The organism is Mesorhizobium sp. WSM4849 (assembly GCF_055811385.1).
In genome coordinates, this window is sequence record NZ_JBVVPW010000001.1 from 296,782 (window position 1) to 312,167 (window position 15,386).

Annotated in this window: 11 protein-coding genes and 5 pseudogenes; 10 read left to right on the plus strand and 6 right to left on the minus strand. The window is 60.9% G+C overall.

All coding sequences use genetic code 11. The features are described 5' to 3' along the window. Window positions 1-240 precede the first annotated feature (240 nt). Both ggt and AC0L3L_RS01355 read left to right on the plus strand, forming a co-directional pair. Window positions 241-1,974: a gamma-glutamyltransferase gene (ggt, locus tag AC0L3L_RS01350; RefSeq protein ID WP_473636257.1), complete on the plus strand. Its 1,734-nt coding sequence runs from the start codon at window positions 241-243 to the stop codon at window positions 1,972-1,974. A gap of 411 nt (window positions 1,975-2,385) precedes the next feature. Then, entirely contained in the window at window positions 2,386-3,108 is a 723-nt protein-coding gene (locus AC0L3L_RS01355) for a phytochelatin synthase family protein (RefSeq protein WP_244602620.1), read from the plus strand. A gap of 68 nt (window positions 3,109-3,176) precedes the next feature. Here the strand turns inward: AC0L3L_RS01355 and AC0L3L_RS01360 are convergent. The 4 genes and pseudogenes from AC0L3L_RS01360 to AC0L3L_RS01375 form a co-directional block, all read right to left on the minus strand. After that, window positions 3,177-3,691 (minus strand): annotated as a pseudogene (locus tag AC0L3L_RS01360) (recombinase family protein); the annotation flags it as partial. Between the two features lie 66 nt (window positions 3,692-3,757). Further along, window positions 3,758-4,102 (minus strand): hypothetical protein, encoded by a 345-nt coding sequence (locus AC0L3L_RS01365; protein WP_036267505.1) that lies wholly within the window; start codon window positions 4,100-4,102, stop codon window positions 3,758-3,760. Window positions 4,103-4,834: 732 nt separating this feature from the next. After that, window positions 4,835-5,275 (minus strand): hypothetical protein, encoded by a 441-nt coding sequence (locus tag AC0L3L_RS01370; protein WP_258120509.1) that lies wholly within the window; start codon window positions 5,273-5,275, stop codon window positions 4,835-4,837. 304 nt (window positions 5,276-5,579) lie between these two features. Then, window positions 5,580-5,745, minus strand: a pseudogene (locus AC0L3L_RS01375) (site-specific integrase); the annotation flags it as partial. Between AC0L3L_RS01375 and AC0L3L_RS01380 the strand changes: the two are divergent. Further along, complete coding sequence (locus tag AC0L3L_RS01380) at window positions 5,680-5,823, plus strand: hypothetical protein (protein ID WP_473636331.1); 144 nt, start codon at window positions 5,680-5,682, stop codon at window positions 5,821-5,823. The pseudogene AC0L3L_RS01375 and the gene AC0L3L_RS01380 overlap by 66 nt on opposite strands. A 153-nt stretch (window positions 5,824-5,976) precedes the next feature. Here the strand turns inward: AC0L3L_RS01380 and AC0L3L_RS01385 are convergent, their stop codons facing one another. After that, window positions 5,977-6,795 (minus strand): hypothetical protein, encoded by an 819-nt coding sequence (locus AC0L3L_RS01385; RefSeq protein WP_473636258.1) that lies wholly within the window; start codon window positions 6,793-6,795, stop codon window positions 5,977-5,979. A 452-nt stretch (window positions 6,796-7,247) separates the two neighbouring features. After that, on the minus strand, window positions 7,248-7,778 hold the full coding sequence (locus AC0L3L_RS01390; RefSeq protein ID WP_133254699.1) for a class I SAM-dependent methyltransferase: 531 nt from the start codon (window positions 7,776-7,778) through the stop codon (window positions 7,248-7,250). An 892-nt stretch (window positions 7,779-8,670) separates the two neighbouring features. Between AC0L3L_RS01390 and AC0L3L_RS01395 the strand changes: the two genes are divergently transcribed. From AC0L3L_RS01395 to AC0L3L_RS01425, 7 genes and pseudogenes are all read left to right on the plus strand, one after another. Further along, complete coding sequence (locus tag AC0L3L_RS01395) at window positions 8,671-8,949, plus strand: hypothetical protein (RefSeq protein ID WP_473636259.1); 279 nt, start codon at window positions 8,671-8,673, stop codon at window positions 8,947-8,949. A 122-nt stretch (window positions 8,950-9,071) separates the two neighbouring features. Further along, window positions 9,072-9,311 (plus strand): annotated as a pseudogene (locus AC0L3L_RS01400) (efflux RND transporter periplasmic adaptor subunit); the annotation flags it as partial. Window positions 9,312-9,420: 109 nt separating this feature from the next. Next, window positions 9,421-9,579, plus strand: a pseudogene (locus AC0L3L_RS01405) (efflux RND transporter permease subunit); the annotation flags it as partial. A 499-nt stretch (window positions 9,580-10,078) separates the two neighbouring features. Then, window positions 10,079-10,375 (plus strand): annotated as a pseudogene (locus AC0L3L_RS01410) (hypothetical protein); the annotation flags it as partial. A 133-nt stretch (window positions 10,376-10,508) separates the two neighbouring features. Next, window positions 10,509-11,630, plus strand: a complete 1,122-nt coding sequence (locus AC0L3L_RS01415; protein ID WP_473636260.1) for an RHE_PE00001 family protein — start codon at window positions 10,509-10,511, stop codon at window positions 11,628-11,630. A 550-nt stretch (window positions 11,631-12,180) separates the two neighbouring features. Next, a complete protein-coding gene (locus tag AC0L3L_RS01420; RefSeq protein ID WP_473636261.1) occupies window positions 12,181-12,942 on the plus strand; it encodes an AAA family ATPase in 762 nt (253 codons plus the stop codon). Further along, complete coding sequence (locus tag AC0L3L_RS01425; protein WP_473636262.1) at window positions 12,848-15,283, plus strand: S8 family peptidase; 2,436 nt, start codon at window positions 12,848-12,850, stop codon at window positions 15,281-15,283. The genes AC0L3L_RS01420 and AC0L3L_RS01425 overlap by 95 nt, the downstream gene beginning before the upstream one ends. Window positions 15,284-15,386: the final 103 nt, after the last annotated feature.

Below are 15,386 nucleotides of genomic sequence, written 5' to 3' on the forward strand. Positions count from 1 at the left end.
GACAAGCGAAGGCGTTCGAAATTAGCCGATGCCTCTCTCCCTTCGTCATCCTAGGGCGGAGCAGGAGCGAAGCGACGTCGCGGAGACCCTAGGATCCATGCCGTTACATCAGCCGAAGATCGCAACGGTGGTTACGGGCGGCCGGTGACGGGTGCACCAATCCTTTTCCGTCCTATTGCCATGGACTCAACCTCACCAAGCGGCTTTTCTAGGCGCATCCCCACGCCTCGGAGAACGGCCATGCATCGCCGCACCCTAATCGCGATCAGTCTTTCCCTCACCTTGGCCTTTGTGCCGCTGACGGCCATCTTCGCCGCCTCGCCGCAGCCGGCGAAGGGCGAGCATGGCATGGTGGTCACCGCCCAGCATCTTGCATCGGAAGTCGGCGTCGAGGCGCTGAAGAAGGGCGGCAACGCGGTCGATGCGGCGGTCGCCGTCGGCTATGCGCTGGCTGTGGTCTATCCGAACGCCGGCAATATCGGCGGTGGCGGCTTCATGACCATCCGTTTCAAGGACGGCCGCTCGACGTTCCTCGATTTCCGCGAACGCGCGCCGCTCGCTTCGACCAAAACCATGTATCTCGACAAGGACGGCAAGCCGGTGAAAGGCGCCAGCCTCGATGGCTATCTCGCGGTCGGCGTGCCGGGCTCGGTGGCCGGCTTCGAGACCGCACGGGAAAAATACGGCACACTGACGCGGCAGGACTTGATGGCGCCGGCCATCCGCTATGCCAAGGACGGCTTCGTGCTGGAGCAGGGCGATGTCGCCTCGCTCGAAGGCGGTGCCGCGCGGCTGGCCAAGGACCCGGCCGCCGCCGCCATATTCCTGAAGCCGGACGGCAAGCCTTATGGCATCGGCGAGCGCCTTGTTCAGGCCGACCTCGCCGGCTCGCTCTCGGCGATTTCGGAGCGAGGCCGCGATGTCTTCTACAAAGGGCCGATCGCCGACAGCATCGTCAAGGCGAGCGCGCAGAAGGGCGGCATTCTGGCCAAGCCGGATTTCGAGAACTATGCCGTCCGCGAGCTCGAGCCGGTGACCTGCAACTACCGTGGCTATGAGATCACCTCTTCGCCGCCGCCGAGCTCGGGCGGCGTCATCATCTGCGAGATCCTCAACGTGCTGGAATTCTACCCGCTGTCCTATCTCGGCGCGGGTTCCGCCGAAACCGTCAAAATCATGGTCGAGGCAATGCGCCATGCCTATGTCGACCGCAATTCGGCGCTCGGCGATCCCGACTTCGTCGACAATCCGGTCGAAAAGCTGCTCGACAAGAATTACGCGAAAGAAATCCGCGAAAAGATCGATCCGTTCCGGGCCGGCGTCTCGCAGGAATTGATGCCGAAGGGTTTTGGCGAAAGCCAGGAGACGACGCATTATTCGATCGTCGACAATGACGGCAACGCTGTCGCGGTGACCTTTACGCTGAACGGTTCGTTCGGCGCCGCCGTCGTCGCCGACGGCACCGGCATCCTGCTCAACAACGAGATGGATGATTTCACCCAGAAACCGGGCGTGCCCAATCTCTACGGCCTCGTCCAGGGCGAGGCGAATTCGATCGCGCCGAGGAAGACGCCGCTGTCGTCGATGAGCCCGACCATCGTCGCCAAAGACGGCAAGCCGTTCATGGTCATCGGCAGCCCCGGCGGCTCGCGCATCATCACCGTCACGCTGGAAGCGATCGTCAACGTCGTCGATCACGGCATGAACATCCAGGAGGCGATCGACGCGCCGCGCATCCACCACCAGTGGCTGCCCGACACGGTCTATATCGAACCGTTCGGCCTGTCGCCCGATACCGAAAAACTGCTTGCCGGCATGGGCTACCACCTCGATCTCGCCGACGCGAGCTGGGGTGAGGCGGCCGGCATCCTGGTCGGCGGCAAGAGCCTGGCGGACATCGAAAAGGGCGGCGGCGCCCGCTACAACGGCGCCATCGACAGCCGCGCCGCTTCCGGCGAGGCCATCGGATATTAGGTTATTCGCTTGAGTTAAGTGACCAGCGCAATGGTCGACGCGATCCCCCCGCTTCGCGGCGGGCGAGGAACCTAGCCTTGAGAGGTCGAGGGAGCACCCTGCCAGCCAATTTCCCCCGCGGGGAAATTGGCAGCTTCGCGGAAGGTGCAAGCGGTGTCCAGTTCTCCGGCTCTAGCCTTCGAGGCGAGGAAAAATGCCGCCGCAATGACGACAGGAGGCCCGTTCCCGATAATGAAGGATCCGCCTATAAACCGTGCCAGCTTCCGTTGTCGGAGAAACGCCGCAAACCACCTGGGTCACTCACATCAGGGGTCACAGATGGCTCTCGTTGCGCCGAAGCTCCTCTGGACAGTTGCGAAACGTAGGAGCAAGTTTGTCAGGCCGAAGGGTGATCAGCCAAGGAGCGCGACGATGTTCATGAAGCATGTCATTCGACTCGCACTGTTTGCCACGTTATTGGCCTCGATGGAGGCCAGAGCCGAGACGTTGCCACTGCCGGCAAATCTCATCGGGGCGGCTTCCGATGCCGGTGAAACGCTCCTGATCGAGGCCGATGCCCGGGAAGCCTATTTTCCGCTGGCCATAAATTTCGTCACCCAGAAGAACCAAGCTTTTTGTGGGGTGGCCAGCAGTGTCATGGTTCTGAATGCCATTGGCGTTCCAGCCCCACCAGTGCCCGAGTACGACCCCTACAGCACCTTCACTCAGGACAATCTTCTGGATGCCCGCAGCGAGCAGGTCATTCCGGCTGAGACAATCAAAAAGCAGGGCATGACCTTAGATGAATTGGGTGGCCTTCTTGCCTTGCAGCCCGTGCAGGTTGAAGTGCGACATGCTGCTGACAGCAGCCTGGACACCTTCCGCAAGGAAGCCCGAGGCTATCTCGCGACCAAAAAGCAGTTTGTCATCGTCAATTACTTGCGCAAAGCCATGGGCCAGGAAAAAGGCGGCCACATCTCGCCCTTGGCCGCCTATGATGCCGAGACCGACCGTTTCCTCATCCTCGACGTTGCCCGCTACAAATATCCCCCCGTCTGGGTGACGACAGCCGACCTATTTAACGCGATGAACACGCAAGACTCGGACAATGCCAACCGTACGCGGGGTTATGTTCTGATTGCTGCCAAGCCCTGATGTTGGCTAGCCCGGGTTGCAAATCGATTCTGTGAGGGGTCGGAATAAGAACTGTTCCCCCAGACACGCTAAGGTCGAACGGATCGTGAGCTTTCGTCACGAATGCTCATGATCGTCTGCCGGCTGGTCGCAAACTTTCTGGCGGCGGCCGAAACACTCATTCCCGTCGCCAGATCGTCGCGCACGTCCTGCTTCTGCTTTTCGCTGAGGGTCGAGGGGCGACCGAGAGCCTTGCCTTCCGACTTGGCGCGTTTGAGGCCGGACTGGGTGCGTTCGATCAGCAAATCCCGCTCGAACTGTGCGACAGCATTGAGCACGTTCATGGTCGCGTCCCGGCTGAGCTGGTAAGGTCGACGCCGCCAAGAGCGAGGCAATGAACGCGCTCGCCCATTTCGGCCAGCGTCCGGACCGTGGAGCTGACGTCGATGGCGTCGCGGCCGAGACGATCAAGCTTGGTCACGATCAGTACGTCCCCTGATTCCAGCCGATCGATAAGCCGCGTGAAGCCCTGCCGTAGCGCAATGGCCGTGCTTCCGGAAACTGTCTCGGTGATGCTGCGGCGCGGCTCGACGTGGATACTAGATTTCGTGCGCCCCGACTCTGTTGAGAGTCAGGTCAGGCCTGCATCACCTGAATATCGGGAGACCCGTCAGATGACCAGCGTGATGGTGGACGCAATCAGCATCACGGCCGCGATGCCGACGAACAAGGCATAGATACGCGGCCGATCGAGCAGAAGCGCATTGCCGGATATCCACGCCGCGGTGGCGCCGCCAAGCGCGTACAGGAAGCCGTTGCGGTGCCCCAAGGCCAGGGTTGCGGCCATCAAGCCGCCAATGATGAGAGCGCCGAAAACGATGATCACGGCGACCGCGTATTTCTCGAAATCGTTGCTGGCCACACCCGGCCCCATCACGTTCAACGTCGTCAGGTCGTCCGGGTCGAAGGGGTTGGCCGACCCATATTCGTCTTGACCGACAGGCTCGCGCATCATTCATTCTCCTTGAAGCGGCAACAAATCATTAAGCCTTGCCGAGTGCAACCGGATCGCGACGCGTTCAATGCGATCGGCACGGTCTTCAACACTTTCTGGCCGCGGCTTGCTAGCGGTTTCTTGGATTTATGTCGGATCGTCCTGCCGTTCCAGGCGATCTGTCGGATTGGAATCGCCAGCCGGGCGTTTCGAGTTGAACGTCCGCCGCTCTGCAGCCGGATTCGAACCGCTGCCCCTGACTGTCGGGCCTGACGACGATCACGCGCAAGCTTCGCCCTCGAACGGCGTGCCTGACGATATCGGTGGCGAAGATTGGTCGGTGGCGAAGATTGAGTCGGCGGGGAAGGATGGCCGGCGCCACTTTGGGGGGGCGTTGGGGTAGGTTGCCTGATGGGCGCCGGCCAGGCGGAAATCAGGTCCGCCGCAAGGAAACACAACAGGAATTGCGCGGTATGGCAGTGATGTGATCGCGGAAGATGGTTCGCGCTTCCCGGTGCGGTGACCCATTATGGGCCAGTCGTCTGGCACCTGAATTGCACGGCAAGCAATGCCGGGCAACATCCCGGAAATTGTCCCCAAATATGGGGCCTCGCCGCTTCGCAAATGGAGCGGCGGGCCTTTTTGGCTGGCGCATCGGAGCGGCGGCACGATTGGATTCACCCATCGGCACGCCGATATAAGCGCGGCGCCACCCGAACTCGATGGCAGCGTTTCGCAGCATGCCGAGATTTCTTATGCGGCGGGAGCCGGCGGCAGTTCGAACAGGTTGGCGCCATTCTCCTGGCCCCGCTCGACATAGCCGATTATCCGGAACCATTTTGCGACGTCCGGTCTGTGGAGCCAGCTGCGCGAGTGAATGGGGAGGTTGCCGGCGAGCGCCTGGATATGGCGAATGTGCCGCTTGCAGAAGCGAACGGTCGCGGCGCTGAAGAAATCCTCCTGCGCCGCGAACAGCGTATCAGCAGCGTCGCTATTCTCGTGCCACGCGATGAGCGCTACGGTTTTTTCGCCCTGCACGAGCGCATGAGCACGGCCTTCTTTCAAGTTCATCATCAGATTGTCGTAGGCGATCTTGCTGTCCTTGCCGGCCGCGACATACTCGTCCGATATCCGCTTGGACAGATCACTGAAAACATTTTCCAGATCTCCAACCGTTGCTGCGCGTGCTCTCATTTCGCCTCCTAGAGCCCCGGCAGGCAGTTTGCCCTAAGGATAGGGGATCACCAAGCAAATCAAATCCGGCATCCGCCCAATGCGAGCAAAGATGTTTCGCCGGGGGAGAACGCTGCGCGGCATGCCGTGACACCGACGGGCTGACCCTGCCAACTGATTAGCAAAGTCGGCGACCATGGCATAAGCTGCTGAAATTGCCAGGTGCCCTTGAAGTGGATTCGAGCCACCGACATGCGGATTTTCAGTCTGCTGTCGATGGTTGAAATCGTTGAGCTTTTTAGCTCCATGTCGCGTTCATGTCGCGTCAGGCCAAAAGTGCCCGTTCGGCCGCAGCCAGTTCCTCGGCATCATCGCCGCGCGGGAACAAGTTGCCCGTAGACGTCCATTGTCATCATGATAGAGGAATGGCCGAGCCGTTCCTGAACCACCTTGGGTGGCAGGCCCAGGCCACCATCGGCAACGCGATTGATGCGGCGCCGTTGTCCGATCCGGGCGACGCCTATTTCGCTACTGGCAACGCCGCCGGACTGCAGCACGTCGGCCGATGACGTCAATAGCCCTCAGTGCGTGGTGACGCCGACAGGAACCTTTTGGCGCTGGCGGGACAGCGCGCCCCTCTTCCGTCGTGCCGTCAAAACAAGCCGCCGGGCGAAACCCGGCGGCTTGATCGTTCGACTGGGTCGTTTCAGGCGCGATCGGCTTTACGGCGCCGGAGCCAGCTTGGCGGCCGCCTGGTCGATCTTGTCGGCAAGCACACCCTTGGCCCAGTCCGTGACCTCGGCGTCGACGGGCTTGTTGGCCATGTCGGCCAGTGCCGCGTCGAGCGATGCATCGTCGGTGCCGACAGCGGTCTGGTCGGCAGCCGTCTGGGCTGCGGCAGCCGCTGCTTCGGCATCCGAGACCGTGGTTTCCTGGGCCGCGACCTGCGCTTCCAGATCCGCGATCTGTCCCGGCAGGGCCGCCTGGTCCTCGGGCGTCATGGCTGCAATCTGGTCAGGCGTAAGCCCGTTCAACGTGTCGAGCTGCGCGTTCAGGGCATCCAGTTGGGCCTGAGCGTCGACCGCCGCCGCGGCCGCCTTGTCAACCGCGGCCTGTGCGTTCTGGGCGTTCGCGGACGCCACCGCAAAGGCCTGTACGGCAGCAAACTTCTTGCTCTTGGAGTTCATGTAGGCGTTGACGTTGCGCTGCAGCGAGTTCAACCGGCCGAGCTTGGCACGGATATTCTTTTCCTTGGACACAGGGGCGGTCTGCTCAGTGTCGTCAACGCTTGCAACAGTCTCCGTTTCGGCCTTGGCCACCTGCCCCTTGGCTGACGCCGACTTGCCGTGCGACCCGCTATTGCCGGAATTGCCGCCAGCATTGCCGTTGCCGCCGCCGTTACCGTTGCCGCCACCATGGCCGTTACCGCCACCATGGCCGTTGCCGCCACCATGGCCGTTACCGCCTGCACCGGCCAGCGCCGGAGATGCCAGAAGCGCGAACACGGCAAACGCGGCGAAAAGAGTCTTTCGGGATGTCATAATTCCTCCTTTTGAATCGCACCTCCGCATATAACTGCCAAATATAACGAAGAGCTAATTTATATCTGAGAAACTTTATGCAAATGCGAAAGTCCGGCGGGTTGCGACGCCGACCTGCACCGAGGCCCTCGAAATTCCCCCGGGCAGAACTGTCTCAATCAAAGCCAAAAAGACTCTAACCGTTCGTTTCTGCTAAATTCCGGACGGAAGACCGTTCTTGGAATTGCGCTAGAGCGGATGCAGGATATCGGCGCCCGCCTGTTCGTCGAACAGAACCGCGCAGCCGCGCTTGAGTGCCACCGCTGAAAGGGCGTTCGCCATCGCATCATCCGGCGACACAAAATCCACCGGTCAGCACCCTCAGCTCTTCCACCGCCCTGACTATCGAGCGGCGACCGTCCTCTCACAACGTCTGGTCCGTAGGTCGCGCAGGCAATCGCCATCGGCCCGGCCTAGTGGCGATGATACGCCAGAACTGTACTGCCGCGTGGCGATTTGTGGCGATCAGATAAGGTGAACCCAGCACCCTCGATCAAAGACTGAAGCCGGATGTCGTCTTCGTCGGGGACTCGGGCCACAATCGTCTGTGCGCGGTTGATGATGTCGGTGAAGATGCGATCGGCCTCCTCCTGACCCAACCCCCTGCGGACATGCTGGTACACAGCGAGAAGAAGCACGATATCGTAACTGTCATTTAGAACAGATTGAAGCTTTCGGCTGCCTAGGTTCATGGCGTCAAATCGACTTTCTACGTTCGATCCTAGAAAGATGGAACGCGCCACGCGGGTGTGTGGCTTCAGAATGTCAATGCCGTGGATGTAGGCCGGTCTGCGTTTGGCGATTTCATAAGCGACGATGCCCATATTGCAGCCAACATCAAGGATCGTCTTACCGGAGTAGTTTACCCCGCATGAAAATAATCCATCGAGCCGATCGTCCCACGTTCCTGCGCTATATTTCTTGTGCGATTTCCAAAAAGGCACGACTATCCTTCCGTGTCCTGGACCAAAGTCGAATTTTATCTGCGCCCGTTAGCATTTTCCGGCAAAGTCCAACGAAACGTCTGTCGGACGGTTAAGCAATTGCCATGGAAAATGGTGCCCAGAGGCGGAATCCAAACGATGGAAAACTCTCTCTGTTTTCAAACGGTTAGGACTCACGCTATATCAGGGCTAGCCAACAAAAATACCAACGAAATATTTCTGTGGATTGGTTCGGTTCCCGGATATCGCTCTATCCGCTCAATGCCATCGCGTCCCGACCTTATCTCAAAAGCCCATTGCTATCGTTACTCGAGTTTGGTCCAGATAAGTCCTGTCGATCGCATTGCATGGTGCGTGAGCAAATCGCAGGTCCGCTGCCTCCGATTTCCCGACCTCTCATCGCTCCACCAATTGAAGATGGCGGAGCAAAGAGGCAGTTCAGGATACGCCTCGTCCATAACTTTGATGTTTATATCACACAGATCCGGAACGGTACGGCGGAAAAGTCCCCTTTTGTCCTGGTCGGAAGCCTCATCTGAGGTGAAAGCGAGGTTGGGGGTGTGACGGTGCGGGCGTGAAGAGCATCGTCAGATTGTGCAGATTGCCCCTATCATCGCCCGCATAGGACATGATGGTTGCGCAACGGCACGCAGCAGCAATGCGCCTGATTGAGCCATGGCCACAATCACTTCTGATACCGTATCGGACATACTCGCGTTTGAGTTTAGTGAGCGATGGTTGAACCGGACCCTATGCACACGACCTTTTCTTCAAGATGGTGGACGATTCTGAATGGAATGCCTGCATTGGCAGGCAGGGCGAGGAGGCAAACTATGTCGAGGGCTATAATCGAGGCAGCGATGGAGCTTGCTGACGCGGCATCGAGAAGCAAATGTTTGACAAACGCGACACGCTTGTCCTGCCCATCCTTTACAACGCGCGCCATGCCATCGAGCTGGCGCTGAAATGCGCGACCGATCGGCTGGTCGCCGCGCAAATTGTCCGCGGTGACAGGAAGCGCGATCACAACATCAAGGCCCACTGGGAACGCCTTCACGCCACCGCGATTGGCGACGAGGCGCTTTCCAAGACGATCGCCGCGCTTGAGCGTTGCATCGAAAATCTGTCGCGCATCAGACGGGCAGGAACTGAGCTATCACAGAAACCGTGACGACGATCCCAGCCTAGCGGACTACGCGCTGGCCAATTTGAAGGTTAGCCAGACCAGCCCGCAGCAAACTGAAAACGCTCATCGATGATTCGCAGTATCGTCTGGACGAAGCTACCGGCACGATGCGGGCCAGGGCGCGCTTCGACAACAAGGACGGCGTGCTGCAGCCGGGCACGTTCGGCCGCATCAACGTGCCCGGCTCGCTGCCGCATCCGGGCGTGCTTTTGCCTGACGAGGCGATCGGCGCCGACCAGAACCGCCGCCTCGTCTTCGTTGTCGACCAGGCAGGCCTGATCTCGGCCAAGCCGGTCCGCACCGGCCCGCGCATCGACGGCTATCGCGTTATCCGCGAGGGCCTCACCGGCGAAGAGACCGTGGTAATCAACGGGCTGGTGCGAGTGCGGCCGGGCGTCACCGTCAAGTCCGAGATGACCAATTGCCGCCCAAGGTTGAAGCCGAAGGGCAGACGCAATGAACTTCGCCCATTTCTTCGTCAACCGCCCGATCTTCGCGGTGGTGCTGTCGATCGTGCTCGTGCTCGTCGGCGGCATCGCCTACACGCAGCTTCCGGTCGCGCAATATCCCGAAATCGCGCCACCGACAATGGAGTTCGCATACTCCATCAAGGGTTAGGGTGATCGGACGCAAAGCCTGTTGGTGCTGGGTTCTTGCGAGCGCTGGACCGGTCGCGGCAAGCGGCCGCGCTACGTGCGCATCTTCGAAAGGGCAAACGGCGAGCTCTACGGGGGATCGAGCGCATGCGTTGCGGCTTGCCAAACAGGTCATCAGAGCCCTCGACCAGAAACCGCTTGAGCCGATCGTCGCAGCGATGCTGGCGGATGGTCACAAGGCTGCGCTTTCGGCAATGGCCGTTTGCGAGACAAGCCGAACCTGTTCGAACAGTTACTCGTCCTGTGCGAAGAGGCCGGGCCGTTGAGCGAGCGGACTGCGATCAGCTGGGCGATGCCTATGTCGAAGCAAGGCGTGCCCGTGCCGCTTGATGAGTGACGCCTATATTTACCCGGGCACCACAGTCCTCATCAATCATTTCAACATCAGAGATCAGGCCAAACTCCAAGGACCGTAGGGAGACCCTGAAGGCGTTCAGCCGCGACCCGATCAGGGCGCTCGGTCGCAGGATCTTATCGACTCCGGGCCGCGCAGCCCGCAATTTGGCACGCCTTACACCTACGTCACGACCAAGACCTTCCTGTTGCACTTCGGCCTCGACACACTGTGGGACTTGCCCGATTTCGAGGCGCTTGAGGTTGCCGCGCTGCTCAGCAAGGAGAAGCTGCTGGCGGGCGATATTCCCGTCGGGCTGGTGAGTGGTGGAGGAGGTGAGGAGCGACACTCCAACGTCAGGACTGGGATAGCGCAGCAGATACATGGAAGTAATCGCTTGATATTATCGGTTAAGAGTTAAAATCAGCGAACTATTAGATCAATATCGATAAGAGGTCATTATCGATAGTTACTCTTCTCCTTGAAAAAGCCCGATGTAAGTCCAGAGATGTCCTCGGTAGCTTGACCAACGCAAATCAGCTAACATGTTTTCAATGGCTTACGCGATCGAGACTCTACCCTTGGACAGGCTGTTTGGCCCGGTGACGCAGGCGACCGCGGCACTGACCCGCCTCGACGAGCGGCTGGCCCGCTCGTCCGTTCGCGACGGTTTTATCCAGCGCCAACACTTCGCTGACGCGGCCGCCGCCCTGTGGCTCGAGGGCGAGCTCGTGCACCTTGAGGATCTCGTCCTGCACGACGCCCATATGGACATCCGCACCCCGAGCCACGAGCTCACCCGCGCGCATGCGGTGCTGCGCGCCCGCCGCCGCATTTTTGCGAACAAGCCGGACTGGGCGCTCGGCCGCGACGGGCTTTTGGCGTTGACTGGCCGCGGCGGCGCGGCGGCGGAGCCGGCGAAAAAAGCCCGGGACGGCGAAAGGGCCCCGTTTTCTGAGGAGGGCGTCGATGTGGGCGGGTCGTCGGTCGAGCAGGACCCTTTGGCGAACGAATTCGCCGAAATCGATGCCTTGCTCGCCCGATCGACAAACGTGCTCGCAGGTATCGATGCCGGTCCAAAAAGGCCGATCGCGGACCACCGGCCGGCCCTGGTCTATGACCTCGACTGGGACGAGGACGCAAGGCTGGCCAAATGGCAGGCCGTGCTGCAGACAACAAAACACCTGCCCGCCGTGCTGCGCGTCGCGTTGCTCATCGACGCCTGGACCGAAATCGAGGTGTTGCAGCACGCGCCTTGGCTAGGGCCGTTGCTCGCCGCGGCGTTGTTACGGCAGACCGGCACGACCGCCAACCATCTGACCGGGCTCCATGCCGGCGCACAAAAAGTCGCGAGGGAGCGACGGCGCACCCGCGACAGAATAGTGCGGCTGCTCGCCGTGCTCGAGACCATCACCGAGGCAGCGTCAGCGGGGCTGAAGGAACATGACCGGCTGGTGCTGGCACGCGGCCAGCTTGAGCGGCGTTTGCGCTCGCGGCGGGCGAGCTCGAAATTGCCAAAACTGGTCGAGCTGGTGTTGGCGCGGCCGCTGGTGTCGACGGCGATGATCCAGGCCGAGCTCAAGCTGACGAAGCAGGGCGCGCTCAACCTCGTCGCCGATCTCGGCTTGCGCGAGATGACGGGGCGAAAGCGTTTCCAGGCTTGGGGAGTGGTCTAGCTGCAGATCCGATAGAACTGACTCAACCGACTCAATGGGAACAAGTTTGTCCTGCAACCGTAGTCAACCGAGTATCTTGAGCGGATTTGGCAGGAGTGCGCCAGATTTAGGCGTGGACTTCCGCGCCAGCTGCCCCGCCGCTCTGGTCTGTTAAGGATTTGTCACTATAAACTGCTGCGGGCGATGATTTGCCATGATCACGCCCGGGGGGACTTGGGAAGGTTTTTCGATGGCATCGGCACAGCAGCTAATTGGGCTTGTGAAGAGCCACGCGGAAGGCGACGAGGCGCGCTTCTTCGATCTCGCTATGCAGCTCGCTGCAACCGAGGCGCAGAAGGGCCATGCCCGTCTGGCGGAGCAGTTACGGCAATGGGCCGAAGCTAGCCAGCAACCGCTGAAGGCGGTCAAGGTCAAGCCAACGCCGCTCGCCGCGCCGCGCGGCGATCTGGCCGGTTTCCTCAGCGCCAGCTATCCTTCCACGCGGCTCGGCGATCTGATCCTTCCTCCTCATCTTGAAGACGAGTTGGCGCATATAGTCATCGAAACGCGCATGACCGAGCGCCTGGAAGAAAAAGGATTGCGGCCGCGCCGCCGGCTGCTGCTGGCCGGGCCACCTGGCACCGGCAAGACCCTGACCGCTGAAGCGCTCGCTGGCGAACTGAAATTTCCGCTGTTCACGGTGCTGCTGCACGGACTGATCACAAAATTTATGGGCGAGACGGCGCAGAAGCTGCGTCTGATCTTCGACGCAGTTCGCACGACGCGCGGCATTTATCTCTTCGATGAAATCGATGCGCTGGCTGCCACGCGTGGCGCCGACAACGACATCGGCGAGGCACGACGGATTCTCAACTCCTTTTTGCAGTTTCTCGATGAGAACACCGGCCCGTCGATCGTCGTCGCTACCACAAACCTGCCCGAAATCCTTGACCGCGCGGTGCTAAGGCGTTTCGACCTCGTCTTGCCCTATGAATTGCCGGACGCACAGGCGATCGAAAAGGCAATGCACCGGCGCCTTCGCGGCTTCCAAACCGTTGGGGTGGATTGGGGTGATGTTGTGCGTCAGGCCGAAGGCCTGTCGACCGCGGATGTCGTTGCGGCCGGCGAAGATGCGGCGCGAAGGGCAGTGTTGGGAAACTCGGGAGTGATCGAGACCGCCGCCCTGATTACCTCGCTTGCGCGTCGCCGCTCGCTACACAGCAAAGGGGCGGGAGCAAATGCCGAGGGATCGTCAGCACTTCATTCTCAACAACGTCGCGGTGCGTCACGAGTTCAAGCCAAAGGGCGGCGGGTCAGCAAATCATCCAAGTGATGTCGCTGATCGTGCGGGTCACGCTCAGGCGCTGTTGCAAGCGCTCGACCATCTTCCCGATGTAAAGGCGCAGGAACTTCCTGGTGTCTATCTCGAAGTTGAGGGGCGTGCCGGCGAGCCGATGATTACGTCCGGCCTGAATGCCAGCGATCTGACTCTGCTGCGCGTCGAGCCCGCCCGCCCGGCCGCCAACCAGCCGCAACGGGCTACCGTCTTCGCGACCGACGATGGCCTCGCCAAGCTGCGACGGAAAGTCGATGACTTCGCGCAGAAAGACCGAAAGAGTGGTCGCCCCTACAATGCCGATCTGGTGCAAAGTATCGGGGCGATCGTCGAGGCCGGCCTGCGCGCTCTCTGGCGTAGTCCTGCCGCACGGTTTCCGCAGGGCGACGGCGCTGTCCCCTGGGAGATCTGGCTCGACAAGGCGCAGGCGGAGGCCTTTATGGCCGCCGCACCCGCGCTGAATGTAGCGGTCGGCAGCGAACGGCTTGACTTCCCTGAAGACATGGTCGTCATCGCCATCGCTAATCGAGACGCGTTGGCTCTGGCGATCCGCCGCCTCGCCGGGGTGAGGGCGCTCGCCGCCCCGAGTGTCACGGCGGAGTATTTCGATGCCATGAATCCCGAAGAGCAGGACGACTGGGTCGAAAGTTTACAGGGATGGACGACCTTCGAGGCGATCGAGGATCCGAACTACGTTACCCTTCTCGACCGCGGCGTGAGCCGTGCTCATCCGCTCATCGCGCCGGCCTTGAACGCCGACGATCGTCATGCGGCAGATCCGGCATGGGGTGTCGAGGACCTGGTCGGGCATGGGACCCAACTGGCCGGGCTCTCGCTCTACGGCGATCTGACCACGGCGTTGCAGGCGATGCAGCCCATTCACATCCGCCACCGGCTCGAGTCCGCGAAAATCATTCCGGATGCCGGTCAAAACCCGCATCACCTTCTCGGCGTCGTAACGCGCGCAGGGATCAACGCGTCGGAAGCGACTGGCGCGCGCCGGCGCACTTTCGTGCTGGCCAGCACCACGGAAGACGATACGCCGCACGACGGCGCGCCAACCTGGTGGTCAAGCGAACTCGACCAACTGACGGCTGGCGTGTCCGGCGTCGAAAAATCGCCGCGGCTGCTGCTCGTCTCGGCTGGAAACAGCGATCAGAATAAATTCGGAAACGGCGACTACCTCCCTGTCTGCGATGATCCGGACAACGAGGTCGAATCGCCGGCGCAGGCCTGGAACGCCATCTGTGTCGGTGCCTGCACAGACAAGAACGTCCTCCCGGTGGGTGAACCTGGCACGCCTCTCGCATCGCTGGGAGATCTCGCTCCGTCGTCACGCACGGCGAGTTGGTCGTCCTATTGGCCGCTCAAACCGGATGTGGTGCTGGAAGGCGGCAACTGGGTCGTGAACGGTCCGCCCCCGCCCATGAAGCATGCTGCGCTGTCCTTGCTGACGACCGACCATACTTACCCCGCACGGGCCTTCACGACGGTGGGCGAGACGAGCGCGGCCACGGCGCTGGCTGCTCAGACAATCACTACACTGTGGGCCGACTACCCGGCGCTATGGCCGGAAACAATTCGGGCTGTCTTTGTTTCTTCCGCGCGATGGACGCCGCGGATGCTGAGCCACCTCCCCGCGAATCCGGGAAAGGCACAATATGGCACGCTTTTCCGTCGCTATGGCTATGGTGTCCCGGACATGGAGCGGGCCCGACGAAGCGCTTCCAATGCGCTGGCGCTGATTGTGCAGGACACAATCACGCCTTATCGCAAGAGTGACACCACAGGCGCGGATCACGTCCACAACGAAATGAAGCTGTTCGAATTGCCCTGGCCTGTTGAAGAGCTTCGTGCGCTGGTGAACAGTCCGGTCACCCTGCGGGTGGCGCTCAGCACGTTCATCGCGCCCAACCCCTCGGAGCCTGCGCGTGGCTCAAAGTTCCGTTATGCCTCCCACAATCTTCGCTTCAAGCTAAACCGACCAAACGAAAGCCGCGCGGCGTTCATCGCGCGGATCAGCAAGGTGGCTGAACAGGCTGAGGAACCTGTCGTCGAGGAAAACGATGGCTGGATGTTCGGTCGCAATCGACGCGATGTCGGCTCACTCCAGATCGATCAGCTGACCTGCCCGGCCTCGGATCTCGCTCGCCGCAACATACTTGCCGTGCATCCAGTCGCCGGATGGTGGAAAACCAAAGCCGTCACCGATCCGGAACAGCGGTCCGTTCGCTTCGCATTGGTCCTCGAAATTGATGCGAGCGAAACTGAAGCGGATCTGTATGCGGAGGTCGTGACGGCGATCGAGGCGCTCAACCTGGCGCAGGTGCTGATATGAGCAATTCTGCCATAGATAGTTGGCCAACGACCCGGGGCGCAAGCGCTTGCCGATCCCTATGTGTCGGGACTTGGCCGCTTTCCGGAAGTTTGAGGGCACAAGC

Excerpts from the sequence above, each read along its gene's own strand:
- ggt (WP_473636257.1), top strand. The coding sequence starts at position 241 with ATGCATCGCCGCACCCTAATCGCGATCAGTCTTTCCCTCACCTTGGCC.
- AC0L3L_RS01355 (WP_244602620.1), top strand. The coding sequence starts at position 2,386 with ATGTTCATGAAGCATGTCATTCGACTCGCACTGTTTGCCACGTTATTG.
- AC0L3L_RS01365 (WP_036267505.1), bottom strand. The coding sequence starts at position 4,102 with ATGATGCGCGAGCCTGTCGGTCAAGACGAATATGGGTCGGCCAACCCC.
- AC0L3L_RS01370 (WP_258120509.1), bottom strand. The coding sequence starts at position 5,275 with ATGAGAGCACGCGCAGCAACGGTTGGAGATCTGGAAAATGTTTTCAGT.
- AC0L3L_RS01380 (WP_473636331.1), top strand. The coding sequence starts at position 5,680 with ATGGCCGAGCCGTTCCTGAACCACCTTGGGTGGCAGGCCCAGGCCACC.
- AC0L3L_RS01385 (WP_473636258.1), bottom strand. The coding sequence starts at position 6,795 with ATGACATCCCGAAAGACTCTTTTCGCCGCGTTTGCCGTGTTCGCGCTT.
- AC0L3L_RS01395 (WP_473636259.1), top strand. The coding sequence starts at position 8,671 with ATGTTTGACAAACGCGACACGCTTGTCCTGCCCATCCTTTACAACGCG.
- AC0L3L_RS01415 (WP_473636260.1), top strand. The coding sequence starts at position 10,509 with ATGGCTTACGCGATCGAGACTCTACCCTTGGACAGGCTGTTTGGCCCG.
- AC0L3L_RS01420 (WP_473636261.1), top strand. The coding sequence starts at position 12,181 with ATGACCGAGCGCCTGGAAGAAAAAGGATTGCGGCCGCGCCGCCGGCTG.
- AC0L3L_RS01425 (WP_473636262.1), top strand. The coding sequence starts at position 12,848 with ATGCCGAGGGATCGTCAGCACTTCATTCTCAACAACGTCGCGGTGCGT.